Source organism: Gottfriedia acidiceleris (assembly GCF_004138285.1).
Lineage (GTDB): Bacteria > Bacillota > Bacilli > Bacillales > Bacillaceae_G > Gottfriedia > Gottfriedia acidiceleris_A.
The window spans coordinates 334,318-358,867 of the sequence record NZ_SCFN01000001.1 but is presented as its reverse complement, the minus strand read 5'-3'; the positions used below and the strand labels follow the sequence as shown (position 1 = coordinate 358,867).

The 24,550-nt window shown below is 33.1% G+C and carries 19 protein-coding genes and 3 pseudogenes; 8 read left to right on the top strand and 14 right to left on the bottom strand.

From position 1 onward, the window contains the following. Nucleotides 1–70 precede the first annotated feature (70 nt). Both EP747_RS01660 and EP747_RS01655 read left to right on the top strand, forming a co-directional pair. On the top strand, nucleotides 71–1,180 hold the full coding sequence (locus tag EP747_RS01660; protein WP_129688235.1) for a zinc dependent phospholipase C family protein: 1,110 nt from the start codon (nucleotides 71–73) through the stop codon (nucleotides 1,178–1,180). 356 nt (nucleotides 1,181–1,536) lie between these two features. Then, nucleotides 1,537–2,079 carry a DUF1003 domain-containing protein gene (locus EP747_RS01655; protein WP_129688234.1) on the top strand — a complete coding sequence of 181 codons (543 nt, stop codon included), beginning with the start codon at nucleotides 1,537–1,539 and terminating at the stop codon, nucleotides 2,077–2,079. A 268-nt stretch (nucleotides 2,080–2,347) separates the two neighbouring features. Here the strand turns inward: EP747_RS01655 and EP747_RS01650 are convergent, their stop codons facing one another. Beyond that, a complete protein-coding gene (locus EP747_RS01650; RefSeq protein WP_129688233.1) occupies nucleotides 2,348–3,112 on the bottom strand; it encodes an SDR family NAD(P)-dependent oxidoreductase in 765 nt (254 codons plus the stop codon). A 43-nt stretch (nucleotides 3,113–3,155) separates the two neighbouring features. Further along, nucleotides 3,156–3,905, bottom strand: a complete 750-nt coding sequence (locus tag EP747_RS01645) for an SDR family NAD(P)-dependent oxidoreductase (RefSeq protein WP_129688232.1) — start codon at nucleotides 3,903–3,905, stop codon at nucleotides 3,156–3,158. Between the two features lie 113 nt (nucleotides 3,906–4,018). On the opposite strand from EP747_RS01645, the gene EP747_RS01640 reads away from it, so the two are divergent. Together EP747_RS01640 and EP747_RS01635 are read left to right on the top strand one after the other, a co-directional pair. Further along, a complete protein-coding gene (locus EP747_RS01640) occupies nucleotides 4,019–4,927 on the top strand; it encodes a LysR family transcriptional regulator (protein WP_129688231.1) in 909 nt (302 codons plus the stop codon). A gap of 528 nt (nucleotides 4,928–5,455) precedes the next feature. Next, nucleotides 5,456–5,638, top strand: coding sequence for a hypothetical protein (locus tag EP747_RS01635; protein WP_129688230.1), 183 nt, complete (start codon nucleotides 5,456–5,458; stop codon nucleotides 5,636–5,638). Between the two features lie 163 nt (nucleotides 5,639–5,801). On the opposite strand, the pseudogene EP747_RS01630 reads toward EP747_RS01635, so the two are convergent. The 8 genes and pseudogenes from EP747_RS01630 to EP747_RS01590 form a co-directional block, all read right to left on the bottom strand. Then, a pseudogene (locus tag EP747_RS01630) lies at nucleotides 5,802–5,930 on the bottom strand (excalibur calcium-binding domain-containing protein); the annotation flags it as partial. Between the two features lie 162 nt (nucleotides 5,931–6,092). Beyond that, nucleotides 6,093–9,854 carry a S8 family serine peptidase gene (locus EP747_RS01625; protein WP_129688229.1) on the bottom strand — a complete coding sequence of 1,254 codons (3,762 nt, stop codon included), beginning with the start codon at nucleotides 9,852–9,854 and terminating at the stop codon, nucleotides 6,093–6,095. A 426-nt stretch (nucleotides 9,855–10,280) separates the two neighbouring features. Continuing rightward, nucleotides 10,281–10,637, bottom strand: a complete 357-nt coding sequence (uraH, locus tag EP747_RS01620) for a hydroxyisourate hydrolase (RefSeq protein ID WP_129688228.1) — start codon at nucleotides 10,635–10,637, stop codon at nucleotides 10,281–10,283. Nucleotides 10,638–10,656: 19 nt separating this feature from the next. Next, nucleotides 10,657–12,127: pseudogene (gene pucL, locus EP747_RS25285) on the bottom strand (factor-independent urate hydroxylase). A 538-nt stretch (nucleotides 12,128–12,665) separates the two neighbouring features. Further along, entirely contained in the window at nucleotides 12,666–13,409 is a 744-nt protein-coding gene (locus EP747_RS01605; protein WP_165346774.1) for a helix-turn-helix domain-containing protein, read from the bottom strand. A gap of 159 nt (nucleotides 13,410–13,568) precedes the next feature. Next, nucleotides 13,569–14,525: a hypothetical protein gene (locus EP747_RS01600; protein WP_165346772.1), complete on the bottom strand. Its 957-nt coding sequence runs from the start codon at nucleotides 14,523–14,525 to the stop codon at nucleotides 13,569–13,571. Nucleotides 14,526–15,102: 577 nt separating this feature from the next. Further along, nucleotides 15,103–15,531 carry an AbrB/MazE/SpoVT family DNA-binding domain-containing protein gene (locus EP747_RS01595; protein WP_235832724.1) on the bottom strand — a complete coding sequence of 143 codons (429 nt, stop codon included), beginning with the start codon at nucleotides 15,529–15,531 and terminating at the stop codon, nucleotides 15,103–15,105. Between the two features lie 310 nt (nucleotides 15,532–15,841). Further along, on the bottom strand, nucleotides 15,842–16,042 hold the full coding sequence (locus tag EP747_RS01590; protein WP_088013782.1) for an alpha/beta-type small acid-soluble spore protein: 201 nt from the start codon (nucleotides 16,040–16,042) through the stop codon (nucleotides 15,842–15,844). A gap of 312 nt (nucleotides 16,043–16,354) precedes the next feature. Here EP747_RS01590 and EP747_RS01585 point away from each other — a divergent pair, with 312 nt between their 5' ends. After that, nucleotides 16,355–17,290 carry a patatin-like phospholipase family protein gene (locus EP747_RS01585; RefSeq protein ID WP_129688224.1) on the top strand — a complete coding sequence of 312 codons (936 nt, stop codon included), beginning with the start codon at nucleotides 16,355–16,357 and terminating at the stop codon, nucleotides 17,288–17,290. Nucleotides 17,291–17,372: 82 nt separating this feature from the next. Here the strand turns inward: EP747_RS01585 and EP747_RS01580 are convergent, their stop codons facing one another. From EP747_RS01580 to ftsZ, 3 genes and pseudogenes are all read right to left on the bottom strand, one after another. Beyond that, complete coding sequence (locus EP747_RS01580; RefSeq protein WP_165346770.1) at nucleotides 17,373–18,695, bottom strand: DUF4179 domain-containing protein; 1,323 nt, start codon at nucleotides 18,693–18,695, stop codon at nucleotides 17,373–17,375. Beyond that, entirely contained in the window at nucleotides 18,688–19,209 is a 522-nt protein-coding gene (locus tag EP747_RS01575) for a sigma-70 family RNA polymerase sigma factor (protein WP_235832723.1), read from the bottom strand. The genes EP747_RS01580 and EP747_RS01575 overlap by 8 nt, the downstream gene beginning before the upstream one ends. A 1,110-nt stretch (nucleotides 19,210–20,319) precedes the next feature. After that, nucleotides 20,320–21,268: pseudogene (gene ftsZ, locus EP747_RS01570) on the bottom strand (cell division protein FtsZ); the annotation flags it as partial. Nucleotides 21,269–21,765: 497 nt separating this feature from the next. Here ftsZ and EP747_RS01565 point away from each other — a divergent pair. The 3 genes from EP747_RS01565 to EP747_RS01555 are packed head-to-tail and all read left to right on the top strand — an operon-like array spanning nucleotide 21,766 to nucleotide 23,161. After that, the gene (locus EP747_RS01565) at nucleotides 21,766–22,134 is read left to right on the top strand and encodes a hypothetical protein (RefSeq protein ID WP_129688221.1); all 369 of its coding nucleotides are present in this window, start codon (nucleotides 21,766–21,768) and stop codon (nucleotides 22,132–22,134) included. Between the two features lie 12 nt (nucleotides 22,135–22,146). Then, nucleotides 22,147–22,344 (top strand): matrixin family metalloprotease, encoded by a 198-nt coding sequence (locus EP747_RS25280; protein WP_129688822.1) that lies wholly within the window; start codon nucleotides 22,147–22,149, stop codon nucleotides 22,342–22,344. Nucleotides 22,345–22,357: 13 nt separating this feature from the next. Next, nucleotides 22,358–23,161 (top strand): hypothetical protein, encoded by an 804-nt coding sequence (locus EP747_RS01555; protein ID WP_129688220.1) that lies wholly within the window; start codon nucleotides 22,358–22,360, stop codon nucleotides 23,159–23,161. 323 nt (nucleotides 23,162–23,484) lie between these two features. Here EP747_RS01555 and EP747_RS01550 read toward each other — a convergent pair whose 3' ends face one another. Then, complete coding sequence (locus EP747_RS01550; RefSeq protein WP_129688219.1) at nucleotides 23,485–24,465, bottom strand: cation diffusion facilitator family transporter; 981 nt, start codon at nucleotides 24,463–24,465, stop codon at nucleotides 23,485–23,487. Nucleotides 24,466–24,550 lie beyond the last annotated feature (85 nt).

Below are 24,550 nucleotides of genomic sequence, written 5' to 3'. Positions count from 1 at the left end.
TTAACAAAAACTTATTATACTTAAGCATTGTTGCTTGTAAGACAACAAAAAACAAAAAAGAAGGTGTATCATGAAAAAACGTATTCAATCAAAAAAGCTATTATCATTAGTTGCTGGAAGTGCACTTGCAATTACATCGTTATTCAGCAATGATCAGAAGGCATTCGCATGGTCTGACGAGGATGTTCATAATCAAGATCATAGTACACATCATTTTATCGTAAATGGCAGTGTCAAACTTATAGCCGATAATACAAATCCTGCAATAAACAAGCCTACAACTCTACTTAACCAGTTTCGCGATCGTTGGGAGCAGGGCTTATACGATGCAGATCACATTAATCCTTTCTATGATACGGGCACATTTATGTCTCACTTTTATGATCCAGACACACAAACAAATTATACAGGGGCTTCTTATCCAACAGCTCGTCAATCAGGAGCGAAGTATTTTAATCTAGCATCGGATTACTATAAAAAAGGTGATTTTAACAATGCATTCTACTACTTAGGAGTATCTTTGCACTATTTTACAGATGTAACACAGCCTCTACATGCTTCAAATATTTCCAATCTAGATCATCACGCACCTGGCTATCATTCGAAGTTTGAAACTTATGCCGAAAGTATTCAAAATGAAATGACAGTGCCAGATTCAGGCTTATATAATTGGATCGGTTCAACTGATCCTGAAGCATGGATTCATCAAGCTGCGGTACAAGCAAAATCTGTTTTACCTCAAGTTTGGAATGATACGATCATTAATTGGTTCTGGCAAGCAGCTTACAGTAATTATTATTCTGCCATGTGGAAAAACGAGGTTAAAAATCCGACTCTTGCTCAGTTGAATCAAGCAGAACGAGAGACTGCTGGATTCATAGATATGTTTTTTCGCGTAAACGGAGTAGAAATGCCTGTGACGGTATACAAGGAAAATGCTTTTGGCGGTGCATCAGAATTACTAGGATCAGGTAATTATGATTATGACCAGCTTGTAAAAGGTATTGGCAATGATACCATTTCTTCTATTCATATTGCACCAGGTTATCAAGTCACTTTATTTTCCGATGCAAATTATAAAGGAACGTCGATTGTACTTACAAATGATGTAAATGAATTAGGTAACTTTAGTCATCAAGTATCAAGCTTAAAAATCATGAAGAGTTCAGCACTAAAATAGACTAAAATCTTATGCAACTAACACACATTAGTTCAACAAATTCCCTAATCGTAGATACGGCTTTTTTTATGGAATATGAATTATACATAAGATTATATAAAGGAAAATAATAAATTATTTGAAAAATAGTATAGTCCTATCGGATAAGTCATCATATAATAGTAAAGATATTATTTATACGAAAAAAGTGAGGTGGAACATTTTTATGGGTAGTCCCAGTATAGGTGAGTCGGATAATTTACCGACATCAGAGGAAGTCATACAATTGAATATCCGAGGAGGATTACATCATAAAAATGTAGTCCAACTTTAATAAGCTTTTGAAGGCTTCCTCTAGAAAAGAGGAGGTTGGAAATATGGTACACAACATTTGGAAGCAAATTAATTTTAAAAAACAAATTGAGAAACCCCAAAAAATTCAGGGGTTTGATATTGATTTAAACCAAGAAAACTTATCACGAATTGACCGACTTGTGGATCGTTATGAGTCAGAAATTCTACATCACTTAGATAGTGATTACACTCAAAAAACAAAATTGTCTGATAGAATCGCAGATATAATTGCGCAATTTGGTGGTAGTTGGAAATTTATTATTTGGTTTAGTTGTACACTTGCTGCCTGGATGATTTGGAATAGCTTATCATTCACGAAAGCTTTTCATTTTGACTCTGCTCCTTTTATCTTGTTGAACTTATGTCTATCTTTTATTGCGGCATTTCAAGCACCAGTTATTATGATGAGTCAAAACCGTCAAGCAGTACGCGATAAGCATGAATCCGTTATTGATTTTGCAATTAATTATAAAGCCGAACAAGAGATTGGTGACATGCAAAGCCGTCTAACTAATATAGAAAATCAATTATCAGAAATTAGAGATTTACTTAAGCAAAAAAAATAACGATATAAAAGAATATTTATAGTGTGAATCCCCTTATAGGAGACAGTCTAAAGAAAAGATTGTTCTTTTCTATGGAGGGGATTTTTTTATGGGGAAAATTGGTTTCCTTATGCAACAGTTCAAAAATTTAGCTAAAAAATAAAAAGAACAAGCAGCCACAATGTATTGGCTGCTTGTTCAATAAACTAGCTAACTTTTATATATTTGCATGATATTTTGGGCATTGTTAGAAAATGTTGTTTATTATTAAGGGTGAAAACCTATTATTTTATATAGTATGCGCTTTAAAACCAGCAAGCCCGTCATCCAACATGACAGTACTACCATTGACAACATTGGCTTCTTCCATCGCTAATAAGCAAACCATTCCTGCAATTTCATCTGGTTCAATAAATTCTTTTCTCATTTGGAAATTACGATATAGCTCTTCCAATCCTCGATCTTTTAGTCCATCAATTATTGGTGTTCTTACAAAACCGGGTGCTACACCAACAACACGAATTCCATAAGGAGCAAGATCAAGAGCTGCAGTTTTCGTCATCATGACAACTGCACCTTTTGAAGCATTATAAGCAAATGTACCAACGTTTGCTAAGTAACCATATACAGAAGCAGTGTTGATAATCACACCTTTTACTCCAAGCTCAATCATTTTTTTGCTTGCACTAGCAATTCCATAAGCAACTCCATGTTGATTGACGGCAATTACTTTTTGGTAAATTTCTTCATTAAATTCATTAATTCGATTTGTTCCGCCGATACCTGCATTATTAAACATTACGTCAATTGTTCCGTAAGTTTGTACTGCAAATTCTACTAATGATTCAACTTCTGCAAACTTTGAAGCATCTACTTTAAAAACTACGCTTTCGCCACCAAATACCTTAATTTGTTCAACTGTTTCAGTAGCACCAGCCTCGTTAAAATCCGCTACTACTACTTTTGCTCCTTCTTTTGCATATTTCAATGCAGTGGCTCTACCAATACCTGAAGCTCCACCTGTAATAATTGCAACTTTATCTTTTAATAACATGGTAAATACCTCCTAATATTTTTACTAAAATAGAAGCATCCTATTATGCAGTCATTCCGCCATCTGCGACCATTTCAGTTCCAGTTATAAAACTAGATTCATCAGATGCTAAGAATACAACAAGGTTCGCGATTTCTTCTGGTTTACCTAATCTTTTTAATGGAATTGACATGGCTAATTGTTCTTTCGAAGCCTTTACGCTTGTACCAACTTCAGCCCCCATCGCTGTTTCAATGATACCTGGATGAATTGAATTGACACGGATTTGATCAGCAGCAACTTCTTTTGCTAAATCCTTTGTCATAATACGAACAGCACCTTTACTTGCACCGTAAAGAGTTGCATTTGGAGAACCTTTTAACCCTGCTACTGAAGAAGTATTAATAATTGAACCACCTTTTTGTTCACGCATAAAAGGCACTGTGTGCTTCATTCCTAGGAAAACACCAGTTACATTTATACTTAGTAAGCGATTCCATTCTTCTGTTTCATATTCAGTTACCGGCTTTGAACTAAAAATACCAGCATTATTGAATAAAATATCAATTGTGCCGAATTGCTTCTTTGTTTCGTTTACTACTTTAATCCAATCTGCTTCCAGCTGAACATTATGCTGAATGAAGACAACAGTATCAGAAATCACTTTCATTTCATCTAATGTTTTTTGGCCAGCTTCTTCATTAATATCAGTAAATACGACTTTAGCACCTTGTTCTAAAAATTTTTGAACTGTAGCTTTACCAATACCGTTCGCTCCACCAGTTACAATTGCTGTTTTATTTAATAACCTCATTTAATGCATCCCCCTTCATTCTTATTTCGTTTTTATTTTATCAATAATTTTTGTTAAGATATATTTAAACATTCTTATGTATCCATTAGCTATACTAATGGAAAGGAGACAAAATGAATATCGAACAAATCCAATATGTAGTAGAAGTTGCAAAAACAAAATCAATTACTACAGCTTCAAATAATCTTCATGTAACCCAGTCTGCTATTAGCCAAGCGATTTCTAATTTAGAATCTGAATTAAAGATAAAACTATTTACAAGATCAAGACACGGTGCAATTCCAACATCGGAAGGGCAAAATATCATATTAAAGATGTTGGACGTAGTTTCAAAACTAGATGAAATTAAAGAAGAAGCCAATAGTCAAAATGATGTAATTGTCGGTGAACTAAGTATTGCTTCAATACCCATTGGAATGGACATTTTAATCAATACAATCTCAAAGTTTAAAAAAGATTATCCAAATGTTCAATTTCAAATTTCTGAAAAAGGTTCAGGAGATATTTTAAATGATATAAGTGCCAAAAAAGTTGATATAGGATTAATTGGATTAAATGATAATCTGTTGAAAAAAAATTCAGGCCTTATTTTCACTAAAATATTTGAAGGCCGCATTGTAGTTTTTGTTGGAAAAAACTCTCCTTTATCATCATTTAAAAAGGTTTCTGCAAAGGAGTTATTAAAGTATCCATTTGTGCTGTATAACGAGGATTATGTTCATGAATTCGTTAATCATTTTAATCAATCAATCGGTAAAATTGATGTTTGGTTTAAAACGAATAATACTAGAGCTTTAGTAAGAGCATTGAAAAATGATTTAGCAATCTCAGCAGGATATGACCTTTCTTTCCTTGGATTAACTAACGATGAAAATCACGATCTAGCCATCCTTGAAATAGAAGATTTTGTTCAAGAGTCCAAATCCGTTGGTTGGATTCAAACTGAAAATAAGAGCCATTCTTTAATTACTAAGGAATTTATTAAGCGATATTTGAACGAATTTCGTGAAAGGTATTCTTGAAACATAGAGGTGGGTATCTCGGAGACACTTCTCATTTGTAGAGTTTGGCCGTTCTGCATCAATTCTGATATCTACTTAGAAAAATTAGGGCAATTTTGCAGTTCACCTCTTACTTGCACAGTTGGGCTTCTTATTCGCATAACCATAAGACGTACATTCCTCAAGATGCTAAAAAGGCACCTCCAATAAGGAAAGTGCCTCATTCTTTAAACTAATTCATTATCTTCAACCTGCGCCAAATTCCCAGCAGCTTTTACTCCTACACGAGTCGCATTACCTGGCAAATAAGCTAATGGCACATCCTCAATATCAACAATGATAAGATTATTAGGATCTGCCCCCGCTTTAATTAATCGTTTGTTTCTAATTTAGATGCTTGCTTATTCTTGCCTACCCATGAGTTGATTGATTTACCTATTTTTTGTAAATTTTGTGTAATCGTGCTCCTTTCACAATGAAATTTGATTTATTTTTCCATATTAGTGATATACTTAAATTATTAAATCCCTATTATAGGAGGAATGCAAAATGAACGAACAAGAATTAAAAGAATATCGTACAAATGTCATTTCATCATTAGAGGAAGAAATTGCTCACTATCAAAACCTAATTAAACTAACAAGACATAGTAGACTTAAAGAAAGCCATACATATAATCTTAAATTCATGCAAGAATTATTGGACGCTGAAAAAGCTGAACAAAATAGTTAATAATTGAGAGGCATCTTCTAAATGGAAGATGCCTTTTTTGACGCTAAGAATTGATTATTCTCAATTTTGATCTTTAGGATAGTTTGATCATTTCGTACATACATAAAAAAGCCCTTATAAACTTATTTAAATAAATAAGTTATAAGGACTAAAAATAGTTTATTTATCGCTCACTAGCGTAATTATCATGATCTCTATCCATTTTCGCTTGATATGCTGGATGGCTCTTTGGCACACCAGACGGATACTTTTTACGTAACTCTGTGCAGTTTGCAAAGAATTCAGTTCCACTTGCAGCAGGTTTTGACATATTTGTATCGACCATTACAACCCGATACTTTTTTCCTATTTTTTTAGAAAATCATTATTAAAGACTTCCTTTTTTAACCAAAGGCACTAAAATTGGCACATAAAGAGGCACCTCCCAAAAGGAAGGTGCCCTCTCAATCTTTATTTATTTCAAACCAAAAGCCTTAATAATGTCTTGATTAATACTATTACCCGCATCATCCCAAGCACTTGCTCTTAATGATACAGAAGATGCTTTCTTACGGTTTTCAATTCTAGCTTTCCAGCCATCTTTTTCACGATTTAAATCGACTAGTTCCCAAGACTTGCCTTCATCATATGAAACTTCTAATGTTGCACCTTTCATTTTACCGTTTCCTGGTGCACCAGCTACTTGGATAGCTTTCATTTCTAAGTCGATCCAACGGCCTGATTTGGCATTACCATTCATGTCAGTTTCTACATTATAATCAAGCGAGATTAATGGAAGTTCTGTTTTATATTCTTCTTGTTCTTTAGACCAGAATGTCCACTCTGTATGTGTTTTTACAGAATTATCGAAGCGTTGTGGGTCGCGCCAAGCATCACTAACTACTTTATACTGCGTATTTGCAGTTGGGTATTCGTTAAATGAGTAGATTGCTTGTCCTTGCGCTTCTTTTACTAGTTTAGATCCTTGGTATAGTTTTAATGTTTGTGAACCTGGATAATTAGATTCTGAACCTGTGCTTCCTACTCCAGAATCAGCCCATGCAGGTATGTTTATCACTAAGTTGTTTCCTGTACGATAAGGTTTCCAGAAGCCCTCACCTAAACGAGGACGAGCAACTGGTGAGAACCACTCTTCATCTAATGTTTGTCCTGGTTTGTATGTTGCTTTTGGTTGGCGTACTTCCCAAGCAGCATCTAGCACACTAGCTTGATGATACCATGAAGTGCCTTTTTGAGCAGAAACCCATTCAGTTCGAACTGATGGAAGATTTAATTTAAATTGGAAACCTACTCCATTTGGTCGATATGAAGGAATATCCCAACGGAATTCACCACCTGCTGTAGGCTGATCTGATTTGTATTCAGCATTAATTTTTACAAGGTCGTTCGCTTTAGGTGAGTAAGTTACATCTTTTGGAATTGCATTATCATGGTTATCAACAAGATCATAAACGTATTTCGTATTAGGAGTACCTTTTACGTCAAGTGTTGTCTTTTTAGACTTCGCAGCATCAATCAGTTTTTTACCTTCTGTTTGACTGATTGCTACAACCGCGATTGGAGAATCTGAAAGTGTATAATCATCATTCTCAACTCCAACATATTCACTAATCTCTTCTGGTCCATCGTTTACAGTAATAACTAGTTTTGCACCTGCTGCATATGCTGCTGCAGAGCGCTCCATACCTGTTACTTCATCACTTCGATCAACAATAACTGCCTTACCTTTAACATTTAATCCTTTATAGTCTGCTTGCGCCCCTTTACCTACATAAACTGCGTCTAAGTTGTATTTTCCATCTAGTAACGTACTTCCAGCTTGTGGAATATCATCTAATTCTTTACCTTTGAAATTAATTGACATGAATGGTTCAATCAATCTCCAACGAGTGTTAAATGTAAACTTTCCATTTTTAACTTTCTTAGTTGGCTCAGCATACATCTTATCAACAGTAACCGGCATCACATAGATGTCACCAACATTGTTGCCATCAATTTCACGGTAATATTCCATTTTTCTAAAACTTGCTTCTGTTTTATTCGGTACGTTTGCTGTAATTTCATTCGCTTTACGTGCATCCAATGTAACAGTTTGTGGACCATTTAAATTGATTTCAGGATTTCCTACAAGTGCAACGCCAGCGTGGTCAGTATCAGTATCAACATCCATCATAGACATTGCAGAATAAGTTCCTGGTTTTAGACGTAATTCTGTTGTACCGTTAATTGCAATAAACTCTGGAACACCATCTGGACCAAGTAAATTGATATACGCTAAAGTAGGGTTACCGTCGCGTCCAATTGCTTTTAAAGTTAATGGATATCTTTCCTCTTCTTTAATCATAGCTAATGCAGTATGCACAACTGTTTTACCATCAACATTTGCAGAAATCTGACCTTGGTAACGTTGTCCATTAGCACCTGCGTTCGGATCAAGTGTAACAGTAACTTTTGCACTACCTTTTGCCGGTACAGTTACCTTATTCGTTGAAAGTTTAAACAAACCAGCAGGTGCATCTGCATTGCTATTATCAGTAATTTTCGCTGATAGATCTAATGTCACAGGCTTATCACTGTCGTTAGTGTACGTAATTGTTTTCTCTTTCAATACATCATTATCATGAGGCCAATCATAGAAACCAAAATCAAGTGAACCTGTCGCACGCAAATCACCAAGAGTCGCTGCTGCAACATCAAGTCGTCCAGTACCACCTTCTAACGGCTTAATATCATCTAATTTTTTAGTCGTACTCATTAATGCATCTTTCAGCTGTGCGCCTGACCAATCAGGATGGCGTTGTGAAAGAATCGCAGCCGCTCCTGCCACGTGTGGCGTAGCCATCGACGTACCACTCATTGAAAGATAAGATCCACTACCTTGAGTTGAATATTGAGATCGTGCAGCAGTTATATTTGCACCTGGTGCTGTCAAATCCGGTTTTAACCCTTCGCTTCCAAAACGTGGGCCTTTGGAAGAGAAATAAGCAAGATTATCAGCTTTGTCAACTGCACCAACTGTAAGTGCCGCATCTGCTGCTCCAGGAGAACCGATTCCTTCACGCCCTGTATTACCAGCTGCAATAACGAACAGAGAGCCTGTCTCAGCACTTAAATTATTAACCGCTTGTGACATTGGATCCGTACCATCACTTGACTCATCGCTTCCTAAACTCATGCTTACAATCTTGGCATTATGTGCAGCCCATTCCATACCATCAATAATCCATGAATCAAGTCCAAAGCCTTCATTGCTTAGCACTTTTCCTACTAGTAGACTTGCTCCCGGTGCTACACCTTTATATTTTCCACCTGATGCTGCCCCTGTTCCTAGTACAGTAGATGCAACATGAGTACCATGTGCATGTAAATCGCGTACATCTTGATCTGGAACAAAGCTTTTTGTTTCTTTTATTTGACCAGCAACATCTGGATGTTGTGCATCGATACCTGTGTCAAGAACCGCTACTTTTACGCCACTTCCGTTATAGCCAGCATTCCAAGCAGTAGGTGCACCAATTTGTGGAACACTTTGCTCAAGCGTAGCTTTAACACGTCCATCTAACCAAATCTTTTCAATTCCAGGTGAAACTAATGATTTTGTAGATTTTGTAGTATCCGCAGATTGTATATTTTTCTTAATATCTTGCCAAAACTCTTTCGAATCCTTCTTATCTGCAGAAAGCGCTGCCCCATTTATACTTTCAAGTTCATGTGTTTTCTTTGAAGCTTTTAATGTAGGCTTCACGCTTGAACGAGTTTTTGACTCTGAATATTGTACGATAACAGGTAACGTCTTTTGAGAAGCATCATCATATCCATCCGCTATAAGTGCAGTGATATTGAATAGATCTCGATCTAATGCACCAGAAGCTAAGTAAGGCATCGCTTGTTTTGGAATAACATATGTATCCTTATTGACAGTCATGATATGTGAACCGCCTTCAGCTTTATCCGCTGGCTCTACACTGATCACACTTTGTCCATCTGCAAACTCTGTTACAGTAACAACATCACCTGTAATAAGAGTAATCACATGCTTCCCTGTACTTGCTTTTGCGTTAATTCCTTGAAGATTCGTTTCTACAGCATTGCTATTTGTTAAATTTGAAACATTATTGCTTGTCCCTGCAGCTAACGCTTGAAAAGTAGGAACAGCAATAAGAGCTGTCGTCATCATCGCAGTAACATACTTATTTAACCTAGGCTTCCCTGTCATCTTACACTCTCCAATTCTGATAAAATAAAAAAAAGCGACTTCTCATATGAATCTATTAAAATCGATTTTTAATAATCATATTTAAACCACTTCATTAAACGCTCTATACATTATCAAAATATAAAGAATATTCATTTTTTGGTCAATTGGGTTAATTAACCTCTGATATATTAATGGTTTTTCATTAGCCTTCAAATTTCCCTTGCAAATTAAGTTGAAAATAACCCAACTTGATAATAAATAGTGGTCATGACAAAATAACCACCCAAAAAAGAGTGGTTACCTTATCAATTAAATGTTTTTGAAACTTTCCAAACCCTAAAGTGTTTATTTTTAGCCCTAAAAAACGAGTCTTTTTTATCTTGTGTGTACTTGTTATACTAACAATCGACCTAAAGAAGTCTAGTTAATAAATTTTAAAATGATTTAACTTCCACGATATGTACTGTATCCCCATGGCGTAATCAAAAGCGGTACATGGTAGTTCATATTAGTATTTGCAATACTAAAGCGCAACGGTACTTGATCCAAAAAAGGTGGTTCAGCCAGTTCTACTCCTTGCGTTCGAAAGTAACTAGCAACAAAAAAAACTAATTCATATACTCCTGAATGAAACTCTTCACCAGAAATAATAGGAGAGTCAACCCGGCCGTTACTATTAGTATGCATTGTTTGAATTAAGATACGAGTGTCTCCAGGTCCTAAACGCCACAGCTCAAGCTTCATACCAATTGCTGGCAGTCCACAACTTATGTCCAAAACATGCGTAGTGAGAGCTCCCATTATAATTTATCAGAACATTTCATACCGTTCCATCCCCTTCTAAGTCTTTACGAGTTATAACAATACATTGAAAGCCATAGGGTGGTCGTGGCTCTGTGAACACTGATCCTTTTGAGTTTGGAATCGACTGTACTACTGTTTCCCAAGTACGGTTGTTAGACTCAAATTGAATTTCAGACAATTGAGGAAATCGCTGTAAAACACGGAGTCCTATTTCCCATACTAAATGTTGAATTGATCTGTTTTCTAATTCATGAAATACTGTTTGTGCAATGTCTCTTACTTGTTCTGCTGCTACATAACGAGACCCATCCGTTCCAATGAAATCATCTTTTTCATTGTATCGCCAACTTAGATTTAGATAGATAAATAAAGGACGGTCATGTGCTTCAGGTAATGTAGTATACTCGTCACGAATAAACCCATAGAAAGAATTTCCACGTACCTTAATCAATTGTATATCGTTCATTCCGCTACTATGTTTTACTAAAGAATTTTCATTATTTATACGGGCTACTTCAATTGTAGCTGTTGCATATTCATTACGAGAGCGTCGGAAAACAAGTCTACTCTCATCTATTCCATTTTGTGTAGGAACAAGTGAAGAATCAAACGGAATCTCATTGCCTGTAATCTCTACAGCACTTATATGAGAATATTTTTCTAGAAAACTATTACAAACATATTCAAGAAATCCTTCCATCGTCGCACCTTCATATTTTGCCAAAAGTTGTTGGATAAAATTTTTCATAGAGTCTGTAGCAATTACAAGGCTATTGTCACCTTCACTAAAAGAAGTTAAGAATGCTTCACCTTTAAGAGCAATTTTAGCATTCATTCCGAAAATGATGTTGTCTCGTCCTTTAAATCCAGACTCTGGAATTATTTTAACTCCAGTAAGAGGTTTTACGTAAGTACGGTAAACATATACATCTCCTTTACCGTAAAACAAGATTCTATCTCCGCTCATAACAATTACCTCCTCAAGCATTCCTAATTAAATCACTTAATCGGAAAAGAGCAATTTTATACACCTGACACAAAGCTTCTTCCAGCTCTTGATTATAGGAGTATTCAACTCGTTCTAACATTGCATTCCGAATACTATCTTTACTATGACCACGTATGGCGATAATAAAAGGAAATCCGAATTTCAGTGTATAGGTTCGATTTAGCAATAAAAAAACCTCATACTCTTCTTGAGAAAGTCTGTTCAATCCAATATCAGCCTGCTCCTTAATAGAAGCATTAGCCATCTTAACTCTAGCAGCTAAATCTGGATGCTTCCGTAACAAATCTAGTTTTGCTTCCATAGATGATTTCTCGACTTCTGTCTTCATTTTTTCATGGAGTTCAACTAAAGAAGAAAATGGTCGCTCGATCCAGGCTTGTTCAGCCACCCAAGGTGAGTGCTCAAAAACCCAGCCAACAGTTTCAGTAAAAGTAGCTTTATCCGTTTGATTTAGAAACTCGAGTGTTACTTGTTGGATAGAAATCAATCCTTTCTTTAAGTCCAACAGATTCAATATTAATTAGCTTAAGTAGCTCATGCTATTCTTTAACAGGAAATTATACTTTAGTAATCTAAAAAAAATTGTAAAAACTCGTTATGGTGTTTCATAAAAAAAGTCATTAAACTACGAGACCTTCTCTAATATATGTATTCTGGAAATGTTTTAGTCTTTGTTATTTAAATAAGCAATTGTTTAAAAATATCAAAAGAGCTTTCCTTATATCAACTTATCGGACGTAAGGACAGCCCAAATTTCTCCATGGCTTATTAGACTTATATATAAATTCTAAATCTCAACTAGACTACTTATTTTAACTTTCTTTTATAATACCTGTTATTAAACGTGAAATAAGTGCAACTATAGAAACTATTGACCCAAACTTAAATCCTATTGAACTCATCATCTTATCTTCACTTTGATAAAGGCACAAAAAAGGAATGCAAGATAATCCAGTACTCCTTGTTTTATCTTCATTCCTATAATTTTAATATTTTTATCCTTTTCTTAACCACTATCACTCAATATTACTTACCTCCAAAACAATCTCAATCTTCCGCTTCTTCTTCTCAATCATTCTGGCAATAAATTCACTAAAATCATCTTTATGGCTCTTTTGGTTTTTATTAGTATCACCACTAATTGCAGCTATTCGATAAAGGATCTTTAATTGTTCCATATGCTCATTTAGACTCATATTTGATAAGTCCTCATATTGTTCAATGAGCCTTTTTCTAAAAATAATTTCTAAGTCATCGTTTGTGGCGGTTTCATTTGAAGTATTTTTTCTAATATAAATTTTATCTGTAAATAATTTATCGGAGCCTCTTTTAGCAATAAAAGGGATATATCGATTTTGCTCGGGGATATAAATGATGAAGAAGGTTTTACCACTGAAATATCCGTACATTTCATTCTCATCGTAATCAATTTGTTGAAGATGATAAATTAGAATAGAAGGTAAATAGCCATTTAATTTTCTTTGAAAATCGGTTGGATCCTTTAGCTCTTCTTTGAGGATTCCTACTGGGTGATTATCATCATTTACGCCAAAAATAATTGATCCTCCACCAGAATTTGCCATTGCAATTATTAATTTTGCAATTTGATCCTCTCTAACGAATGTTTCCTTAAAATCCAATGCATTATTTTCTCCAAAAGATTGTTCAATTAGATTCTTAAGCGAAGCAATATCAAAATTCTTGTCTGCATAATTAAATGTGTTTAGAAATTCCTGCTTATAAATCGGCCTTTTAACCATGATTCCACCTAGTTTCATATTTTTTAAAATCTAAACTAGATCTGTTATTACATTTAATGTTAGGAAAAAAGAAATGGCACCTATAAAATCAGGAAATTTTTTTGGAAAAAAATACAAAAAAAACCAAAGCATATAGCCTTGGCCTCTAATAACAATTATTTAAAAATCGCTAGGAAATATTCTTCTTTTAAAGTGATATTCAACTGATCGATTATTAAACAGATTACTATAATTTACTTTAATCTTTTTAACTTCTAATTGCTTAATTTTTTCTTCTAATGACTTCTTATCCGCTAAGGTTAATTTTCCATCCTCTGACAAACTAGAAATTTCATCTAATAATTCCTGAATTCTTTCATCACGAAATTCTTTTTCTTCGTTTTGTTGATAAATCGTCATCTTAGTATGAAGGATTGAATTGACCAATTCGTCTGCCCCACCCGAAAGCCTATTTAAGATTAAAAGCTGTTCATTTAATATCTCATTATCTAAATCATAAGGATACCTTAGTTGATGATCTATTTCGCTCCAGCCTTCCTCAAATATCGTTCTTACTTGAATTTCAGCTAAATAATTAACTTTTGTCATTTGCGACTTAATCACATAATGCCATGATCGATATCCAGCATCATGAACTAAAAATTGGAACTTTTCTTCTTCAATATGCTGTTCACTTGTCATATCTCCTAAGCGATGGTAAATAGTCGCTTTTTCATGTAAATTCCAATTTTGTCTAATTGTTTTGTCTATATCTGCAGCTTGGTATTTATATAAATGTAATGCTCTTATACCAATTAGATCTGTGATTTCTGATTTATAATTCGAAACATTGATTTCATATGATGAGTCTGATTTTTTGCCTTTTATTGTCTTTCGAATAATCTTTTCAATTAAATGGTCAGGATATTTTATTCGCGATTTCACTGTATGAATTTCAGGATTTTTACGTAGTATTTCCGAAATAAAAGTGGCTACCGTTTCAAGATTCGGTATTTCTGATATGTATTCATTATAAATTTCAATATATTTCGACCAGTCTAAACAGTATTTTTCAAAATCCTGTTCATCTATTTTATATTTTTCAAAGAAGTGCTTTTGATTCTCTATTAGGCCCATACGATTTCTCCTTCTAACATTTCCATAACCATATCCTACCATATTTATGGAAGAAACATACTTTTTCAATTCAGAAATGAGCACAAAAAATCACTAGTTATTTTGCATTAAAGGAGTATTTTTGGGGTTTATCCTAAGCTATCTGCTAAAGTAGATTGTCACTGATACGAACAAACGACCTACTCTGATTATACGTTCGCAAAAAAATCTTTATAATTTCTAAAAAAACTACTTACATTAGAATAAGTGTTCGTGTATAATAAAAATATCCAAACAAAACAGAACATACAATCTTAATATTTAATAGTTAAAAACTTAGAAAGCTAAAAAAGTAGAACGAAAGTAGAACAAATATAAGGAGATGTGAAAAATGGAAATTATCATTTTATGTAGTGTCTTATTATCTTGGTGTATTTTAGAGGGTTTTAACAAATTTGTAGTAAATCGTTGAGAACACAAAAAAGAGATTCTTTATATTACTCTAGAAATGATAAACTCTTATTCCTTAAAACTAAATTCAAACAAAAAAGTGCTCTTCTACTTTGTTTAAAAATAAAAGAGCACTTTTAGAGATTTTTTATTTAGCTATGTATTCCTGTAATTCCTTAATAAGAATTTCAGCACCGTTTTTACTTACTACAATCTTTCCATCAAACGAGAAATTATTTTCATCAATAACTCCTGTTACCATACAAGCATTACTCGAAACAAATTGTTTAAGGATAATTCTTTGCTCCTCAATAAATACTTCAAATGGTTCATATTTATTTAGATTTAACATTTTTCTTAATTCCTTTGGTAAAACAATTCTTCCTAAGTCATCTAGTCTTCTGACAATTCCACTTAGACCGGAATTTTCATCATATTTTGTAAGAATAATCATACCTTCTTCAAAATGAATTTCAAATGGAGCATTGTTCTCTAAATTCATTGTATTTCTTAGCTCTTTCGGTAGAACAATTCTTCCAAGATCGTCTAGTTTTCTAATAATTCCAGTTGATTTCATACTTGCAACTCCCCATTTATTTCTATCTCTTTATATACTCAATATAATTCTCTCTATAGCTATATTGAGTTTAGTTTAATAATACCAAATTATTTTAATTTTCTCTCTACTTATATCGACTCATTTTTACTTATATTAATACAAATTAAAAAAATTCTATTGATATTTTTTAGTTAACATCCTTTTTACCCTATCTTTTGTTTTAGTGTTAGTTAAATTATATAAAATTTTTTAAAAGATTCAAAAAGAGATGAGTTAATCAATCGGTAACGAATTACCTTTAATTAACTCATCTCTCTACTTAAACCTTTTATCTTGAATAGCCACCGAGACTTTGTTCAGCCATTTGAACTAAACGCTTTGTAATCTCTCCACCTACAGAACCATTTGCACGAGCTGTTGAATCTGGACCTAAATGTACTCCAAATTCTGTTGCAATTTCATACTTCATCTGATCGATTGCAGATTCAGCATTTGGTGAAACATATTGATTTGAAGATCTGTTTGCCATGATATGTAGCCCCTTTTAATAAAATTTTCTGATATAAACTATCAGATTGCTGTTAGTATTTCATATTGAATTTAAAATATTCATCATATAAATATTTCTACAACTTTTTGAATGTTTCATCCGTAATTTTATATCAAATGAAGTTTCCTTAGCTATTTGAAATATTAATTCATCTGCAAAGATTGTCAGATTATTTCCCAAAAAATAAATTAATTGATAAATATGACTGCATCAATAGCTAATCACACTTAAACAGAACTCCCATATATTATATTAGTATAATTCATTTTCCTGAAAGGTAGGTGTAACAAAATGAAAGTAGATGGTATTTTTGAAGGAGGAGGAGTTCGAGGAATTGGGCATGTTGGTGCTATTTGTGCTTTAGAAGAAGAAGGTTATGAATGGGCACGTTTGGCAGGTACTTCAGCTGGGGCTATTGTTGCTACTCTTCTAGCATGTGGCTATACAGGGAAAGAATTAAAGGAAATTATGGATCATCTAGATTATAAGAAATTTATTACAAAAACATGGTTGCACTTTATTCCTTTAATCGGATTAGGATTAAATATCTTATTTAAAAATGGGTTATATAAAAATGACTTTGAGGAAAAATGGTTAGAAGCTTTATTATCCAAAAAAGGAATTCGCTATTTCGATGATTTAGAAGAAGGAAAATTAAAAATCATTATTTCAGATATTAGTAATGGTAAAATGGTCGTTTTACCTGACGATTTACCTGATTACGGCTTATCAGCAAAAGATATAACAATTTCCCAAGCAGTTAGAATGAGCGGTACAATTCCCTTTTTCTTTCAACCAATTAAACTAAAATCTCCTATTTATGATAATCCAATATTAATTGTTGATGGTGGAATTCTAAGTAATTTTCCAATATGGATTTTCGATGACCATCAAGAATGGCCGACTTTTGGTTTTCGATTAATAGATGAAGAAATAATTGGGAAACCGCTGGATGGTCATAACCCAATTTCATTTTACAAATCAATATTTATAACGATGAGACAAGCACACGACATCCGACATCTAACTAAAGAAGTAAATGAACGAACAATAAAAATCCCAACTGTTGAAATATCAAGTACAGATTTCAATTTAACTAAAAAAGAAAAAGAAGCACTTTTCACAAATGGATACCAAGCCGCAAAAAAATTCCTTGGAACTTGGGATTTTGAAAAGTTTAAACATAACTATCCACCTGAACCGTACTGTAAGGTGAATAGTCTGTAGTAACTTAAAAACGCAATCTTTTCTAAATATTCATAGAAAAGATTGCGTTTTTGTTTTTCCTATATCGGTCTGTTAAGTTAAATCATTTAACCTTTATTTTAGCATCTCCTTCGATATATGAAGGAAAAGATACAAGATTAATTTTTATCGGATTCATATACTTTTGACGAGATGAAATCTTGAAACCTATTCTTTGCTTATTACTAACATTGCCTTCCATATAGGATTCATTAATTTCAATCTCTTTTCCGTTTGCATCAAAGATTGATCCAATCATGTCGTAATTAAATTCCTTTTTTGTATTCAAAGTAAAAAATATAGTATCTCCTTCTTTTTTTAGGTCAGATAAATAATTACCCTTTGGCTGTTTCAGAATTTTTTGTTTCTCTGTATCAACTATAAGGTATTCATCTTCCTTATCAATTGCCTGAAGTTTATTTATGACAAAATATAATTCTTTTGGATCCTTAAAGTAATTACTCTGTAAAAAGACAATTCTTTCATTATCGCTAATAATTTTAGCAGTAGTACCATTTGTTATTTTAGACCATACCTCACCATTTTGATCAACAAGTTTTATATCAGTGAAATCTAGTATTTTCTTTGAATTACTTGGATCCATTTCAACTTGCACTGCTACACGAAGAGGATAGATTGTAACTTTTTTAATTTTAATCCTTTGATTTTCAATCATTACCGTTTTATTAAGTTCATATATTTGATTCGTTTTTTCATGCTTTTTTATTGAAAGTGGAATCGAAAATTGTGCTGATTGCTTTTCATTCTTAATATTTAAAACTAAATTAAAATCTTGTTGTTCATATGGTTTATTAAAATCGTATTCAACTGTGCTTGTATATTGTCCTCTAACTTTATCGACAGTACCTCCAAAAGATAATGAGTGTTCTGGTAATTTTTCTCCATTACTCGGTTTAAGATATGCTGCATTTATTACGAAATTTTTCTGCTTTGACTTACTATCAATCGTATAAAATAAAACGATGTCTTGTTCATCAGCAATTACAGAATCGATTGTAACTTTAATACCATTCTTTTCTTGTGATGTGCCAATCTTTTGGATATATTTATTTTCTACTGCTGAAATTAATCCCTTATCTTGACGCACACGAACCATTTCAACAATTTTCTCCATTCCCGGTACTTTTGTTAAATAATCAGCAAACGTAGGAGATACACGTATACTGGCTAGAATTCCAAAAAGAAAAATGGCTGCTGCAACTATTGACCAAATTCTAAATTTCTGTTTCGGTTCTGTGATCATCTTAACTTCTTTCGCATTTTGAAAACCAATTTGTATAGCCTCGTCAATTTCATCAAAAGGTATATCGACGTTTTCGTATTTTTCTTTCAAATTTTTTAATTCTCTTTCTTCTTTTTCAAACATTGCCATTTTCTCCTTTCTCTTCAAGAATTCCTCGTAATGATCTCAATGCTTTATTTAACCAAGTCTTTACCGTACCTTCCGGGCGATTCCACATAATTGCAATATCTTTGATTTTGACATCGTGAAAATATTTTAAATGTAATAACTGCCGCTGTGTATCATCAAGCTGTGACATTGCTTCTTCTATTTCAATATAGTTATAGTCTTCATTCGTACCTAGCTGTGAAATATATTCATCGTCGAAGGTTACTCTATTATTCTTCTTTATATAATCCTGACAGTAATTAATCATAATCCGAATAAGCCATGTTTTTACATAATTTGGTTCTCTCAATGTTTTTATGTTTTGATAAGCTCTAAAGGTTACTTCTTGAATTGCTTCAATTGCCTCATCTTTATTCTTCAAGTAAGCTAATGCAGTTTTATATAATGACAATTTATGCTCATGCATAATTGCCAAAAATGCTTGCTCATCTCCTTTGATAGCCCTTTTCACTAGACTATGATTCTGCAATTTCAATCCCTCCATCTCGATGTTCTATACATTAGACTCCTGAGAGCTAAAAAAGTTTTAATAATTTTAATTTTTTTGAATCGATTTCATAATGCATTTTTTACTAAGCTTACATCTCCAGAATGACTGCTGAAAAATGTGAAAAAGTTAACAAAAATGACAATGAGTATTGGTGAATTTTACCTTTTTAGATGTTAACATATTTTCGTAAACGTTTACTAAAAAAATTAGGAGATAGTTTTGAAAAAGATTAATTCAATTTTAACTTCTACGGTAACTGGTGTAGGGAGTGTCATAGCAACAACCAATTTGAAACAGGAGGATAATATTATGAAATTAGCAAAAAAATAGTAATTATAATTTCTTACATAATGTTTACGGTATTGATTATAGTTGGACCGGAGTTTCATAAGTATAAATTGTATGTTCTTTTGTTACAGGTATTATTTTTTTGTACAGGTCCATTATTATTAGTATTTATAGATTGGAAGAAAAAAAGAAATAAAGATAGGGCAAAAATCAACAGTAAATCGGAGTAAAATGGAATGGTTTTACGTTTGTAGAGCCATGGAGTTGAATGAGAATTTAAATATCATCTCTTTTCCTACCAAAAGAGCCAAATTAAAAAGACATGAGCAACAAACTCATGTCCTTCTTTACATCTATAAATCTATCTATTTCTGTTTTTTCGATTACGTAAGAAAGCCGGAATATATGAAGTTGAATCTTCCTTCTCATTGTATCGACCATATTCTTGTTGCTCATTATAGCGGCCGTAATCCTGTTGTTCTGTGTAACGATTATTATCTTGTCGCTCTGTGTAACGGTTATAATCTTGCTGTTCATTATAGCGGCCGTAATCAGTTTGATCATTATATCGCCCATAATCTTGTTGATCATTATATCGATTAGGATCTTTTTGTTCATTGTAACGTCCATAATTTTGCTGTTCTGTGTATCGACCGGAGTCTTGTTGATCATTATAGCGGCCGTAATCTTGCTGTTGGTCTACACGATACCTCTGATCTTGTTGGAATCGTTGCTCTCTATTGTATAAGCTAGGTGCTTCTTCGATTGGTCTAGAAGGAGTTCTTACCATTTTCTCTTCTTTATCCGCAAATCCTGTAGCAATTACTGTTACAATAATTTCATCTTTTAAGTTTTCGTCGATTACCGAACCGAAAATCATATTTAATTCTTCATGAGATGCAGAAGCAACTATATCTGCAGCTTCTTGTACTTCAAACAGACTTAAGTTACGTCCACCTGTAATATTCATAATTACACCATGAGCTCCATTAATTGAAGTTTCAAGTAAAGGAGAATTTAATGCCTTCTGAGCAGCAATCGTAGCGCGATCTTTACCTTTTGCAATACCGATTCCCATTAGGGCTGTCCCTTTATGAGACATGACGGTTTTAACATCAGCAAAGTCAAGATTGATTAATCCAGGTACTGCTATTAAGTCGGAAATCCCTTGAACCCCTTGTCGAAGTACATTATCCGCTTCACGGAATGCTTCGAGCATCGGTGTTTTTTTGTCAACTAGCTCCAATAACCGATCGTTTGGAATGATAATTAATGTATCAACCGCTTCTCTAAGTTCCTTAATTCCACCTTCAGCATTTGTTGCACGCTTTTTCCCTTCAAATTTGAAAGGGCGAGTTACTACTCCAATTGTTAAAGCACCTAGCTTTCGAGCAATTTTTGCGACTTCAGGTGCTGCCCCTGTACCTGTTCCGCCGCCCATTCCAGCTGTAACGAAAACCATGTCTGCTCCTTTTAGTACTTCCTCAATTTGCGACTTACTTTCTTCTACAGCTCTTTTTCCAATTTCAGGATTTGCACCTGCTCCTAAACCACGCGTCAACGTTGCACCGATTTGCATTGTAATTTCAGCTTTTGATTGTTTTAGTGCTTGTGCATCTGTATTAAAAGCAATGAATTCAACGCCTTCTACTCCGTCTTCAATCATTCGGTTGACGGCGTTATTTCCTCCACCACCAACACCAATAACTTTTATTCTTGCAAACTGTTCTATATTCTCAAATTCAAACATGATCATTCCTCCTCGTCATACCGATTACATAATTTCACGTTTTTCAAAGAACCCTTCATTTTCATTCTAAGATTTATCTTTTTATGTACGTTTTAGTAGATTAGAATTATCCAATTCACTTTAAGACATAGAATTGTCCTAATTCCCCTAACACTACTATACAAGAAAACTACTTATTATCTTTTTGATAATTTTTCCTTAATATACCTTTAACTAAAACATGTATTTTAACATCTTAATGTAATATCTCTATCAACTTCGTAACAAACTTTCATCAAAAAAGTTTGTTCAATTAATATAATTCTTTCCTTTTTGATTGAATCCTTTAAGAATCTATTGATTTATGAGAAAACAAACACTACACATTTTTTTGTTAAAACATTCACAAACAATTCATTTATTCGCACGATGCTACAAGTATGATTTGGTAATATATATATGTACAGTAAATAAATTCCACATCTATTTTGAAAATAAATTTATAAAGTGGAGAGAGTATGAAAAAATTATTTACAAGTTTAATTGTTATAGTTTGTATATTAACAAGTTTCTCTATCCCGATCAAAACGTCGTATGCCTATAATACTTATGGCCACAAACTAGTTAATGGTGTAGGTCATTATGGACAAAATAGACAATATTATTTTCTAGATAGTTCATTAGGTTCAGAAAAACAAAAATTTAAAGATGCTATGAATAAATGGATCTATGGAACTATTACAACACCTATTTCTTTTAGAGAAACAACTACTCAATCGTCTTCCGTTATAGATGTATATAAAAAAACATCAGTAAATAATACAGTAGCTGCCTACACATATTTTATGTATGGCAATAAAAACGTGGATGCTTCAAAAACTGATTGATACTGGGTAAAAATTGATATTCAATCTCTGACCTATAATAAATTAAGCGATTGGCAAAAAAGACTCGTTCATGCCCATGAAATTGGACATGCATTCGGTTTAGATCACACAAATATCTCCGGTAATTTAATGCACGCTAATGGTAACTCTTCAACTACGAATATTCCCCTAAATGATCAATTCAATGGAATAAATTATATTTATCGATAAGGAGGAAAATAATTTGTTTAAGAAAAAAATAATTTTTAAGATTTTTGTTATGTTTTCAATATGCTTGATAATTTTCTATTTTTATCAAAATCAGAAGTCTAATAAAGTAGTTGAGTCAACTCAGGGTTTAGTAGAAAATAATGATATAAAAAAAGATTTTGATAATAAAAATACTACAATATCGAGTAAGGATACAAAACTACAATCAAATAACATATCTATTAACAAAAATGATAATAATAAAAGTAATAATAAAGTAATTTCAAGTGCATTACTTTTTGGTGATTTTGATAGTACTAATGCATTAATGAAAGATTCTAATTTAGTCGTTAAAGGTACTGTTATCGCAACGGAACCATATGTGCATATGGATGAGGAGAGCCATGGTACACCGTATACAAAATTAACATTTAAAATAAGGAATGTTCTATCTGGTGACAAAAAAATGAAAGGAAAAACAATAACAATATTAGAATATGGTGGAGAAATCTCAAAAAAAGATTTTGGCCTAGATAAAAAGTTTAATAATTTAACAGAATTAGAATTACAAGAAAAACTTGAAATATCAATTGAAGGTATATCAAATTCAAAAGCTGGACAAAGTATTGTCGCTTTTTTAACAGATGATAAGGACTCTATGGGTACAGGTTTCAAGTTTTATTCATTTATAGGAGAGTATAAAGGTCGATTTACTTATGATCAAAGAACCAAAAAATACAAAAGAGGCGAACCTTACCAGGTAACTAATAAGGAGAGAGAAAAAGAATTAGAAATAAATAACGATGTTTCTGATTTAAGTGATGATCTAGAAGGGTAACTTTAGAGTCTAGTTATTCTAGAATGAAAAGGACTTTGAAATTACAGGTCCTTTTCATTCTATATAAATCTCACTTCAAAAGGATCTACAAATATGATTTTATCCTATGTATATCTGTAACCAAATTAGGATTCCTTCCTCATATAAACTTCATCGATTGCTTCCCATCCCAGTGCCCAATCATCTTCTTCTAACGAACGCTTTTTGAATTCTTCTAAATTCATTATGTTTTATCCCCTTAGACAATTTTTCAATAGATTTAAACAAGCATCTCCAATTAACAAAAGAAACGACAAAAAAGATATTTGCCGTTTCAAACTTTACTATTTTTCGATTAATTCTGTTTTATTATCTTCAGTCCAATTCTGAATTCCGTCATCTTCGTCTAATTCAATAATTACGTCAGTTACACCTTTTTCTTTCATAATTTTTTCTTCTAATCGGTCTTTTATGTCATCTGCTTGAGCTACTGTTAAATTAGGGTCAAGTTCAATTTCTAATTCAACATGTAAATCCTCACCCTCTTTAACAACCGTAAGAGCTTGAATATCTTTGACATCTGGATCTTCCATTACTATCTCACCGATTTTGTCTTCCATTTCTTCATCTGATTCACCAATTACCCCTGCAGCATTATCAAGAAATACTTTTCCAACAACAAGGAACATCAAAATACCGATGATGACAGAAGCAATACCTTCCGCTTGATGAAGTGGTGTAAAGTAAGCAATGATTACAGCAATCATCGCTAATAATCCACCTAGAGTTGCTACTGTATCTTCTAAGAAAACTAATTTTGTAGCTGGTTTCGCTTTTCCTAAATTAGAAATTGCCTCGGTAACCACTCCAAAACCACTTGTTGTTATTCCTAATTCATGACTAATTTCTTTCATTGCTTTGTAAAGGACAAATGCTTCAAGCACTACTGAAGCACCTAAAATAGCAAGGGTAATAGCCAGTCCTGAAGAGTGAGTTGGATGTATGATATGCTGGATTCCTTCGACAATCGTTTCATACGCCATTATTCCTACTATTAATACTGCTCCTAGCAAAACTAAATTAACAAGTCTACCAAATCCATTTGGAAACCGATCTGTTGGTGCCTTTTTACTTAAAGCTGAACCGCTAAATACAAAGAGTTGGTTTGCAGTATCGGCGGCGCTATGCATCATCTCAGCAAAAAGTGCAACGCTTCCCGTCATACTAAACCCTATTCCTTTTATTATCGCTATTACAGCGTTAACAATTGCTGCTAATAATGCAGATTTATTACCTTTTTTTAAAAGCTGTAAAAATTCTTTCATTCTATACTCCTCTTCACTAGTATTTTTATATTATGTATTTTTATATTTTTTATTAGCTACCTCAAGAAAGTTCATTAGATCCGAA

Excerpts from the sequence above, each read along its gene's own strand:
- EP747_RS01600 (WP_165346772.1), bottom strand. The coding sequence starts at position 14,525 with ATGGGCCTAATAGAGAATCAAAAGCACTTCTTTGAAAAATATAAAATA.
- EP747_RS01590 (WP_088013782.1), bottom strand. The coding sequence starts at position 16,042 with ATGGCAAACAGATCTTCAAATCAATATGTTTCACCAAATGCTGAATCT.
- EP747_RS01650 (WP_129688233.1), bottom strand. The coding sequence starts at position 3,112 with ATGTTATTAAAAGATAAAGTTGCAATTATTACAGGTGGAGCTTCAGGT.
- EP747_RS01635 (WP_129688230.1), top strand. The coding sequence starts at position 5,456 with ATGAACGAACAAGAATTAAAAGAATATCGTACAAATGTCATTTCATCA.
- EP747_RS01640 (WP_129688231.1), top strand. The coding sequence starts at position 4,019 with ATGAATATCGAACAAATCCAATATGTAGTAGAAGTTGCAAAAACAAAA.
- uraH (WP_129688228.1), bottom strand. The coding sequence starts at position 10,637 with ATGGGAGCTCTCACTACGCATGTTTTGGACATAAGTTGTGGACTGCCA.
- EP747_RS01605 (WP_165346774.1), bottom strand. The coding sequence starts at position 13,409 with ATGGTTAAAAGGCCGATTTATAAGCAGGAATTTCTAAACACATTTAAT.
- EP747_RS01625 (WP_129688229.1), bottom strand. The coding sequence starts at position 9,854 with ATGACAGGGAAGCCTAGGTTAAATAAGTATGTTACTGCGATGATGACG.
- EP747_RS01595 (WP_235832724.1), bottom strand. The coding sequence starts at position 15,531 with ATGAAATCAACTGGAATTATTAGAAAACTAGACGATCTTGGAAGAATT.
- EP747_RS01585 (WP_129688224.1), top strand. The coding sequence starts at position 16,355 with ATGAAAGTAGATGGTATTTTTGAAGGAGGAGGAGTTCGAGGAATTGGG.
- EP747_RS01655 (WP_129688234.1), top strand. The coding sequence starts at position 1,537 with ATGGTACACAACATTTGGAAGCAAATTAATTTTAAAAAACAAATTGAG.
- EP747_RS01645 (WP_129688232.1), bottom strand. The coding sequence starts at position 3,905 with ATGAGGTTATTAAATAAAACAGCAATTGTAACTGGTGGAGCGAACGGT.
- EP747_RS01550 (WP_129688219.1), bottom strand. The coding sequence starts at position 24,465 with ATGAAAGAATTTTTACAGCTTTTAAAAAAAGGTAATAAATCTGCATTA.
- EP747_RS01565 (WP_129688221.1), top strand. The coding sequence starts at position 21,766 with ATGAAAAAATTATTTACAAGTTTAATTGTTATAGTTTGTATATTAACA.
- EP747_RS01660 (WP_129688235.1), top strand. The coding sequence starts at position 71 with ATGAAAAAACGTATTCAATCAAAAAAGCTATTATCATTAGTTGCTGGA.
- EP747_RS01580 (WP_165346770.1), bottom strand. The coding sequence starts at position 18,695 with ATGTTTGAAAAAGAAGAAAGAGAATTAAAAAATTTGAAAGAAAAATAC.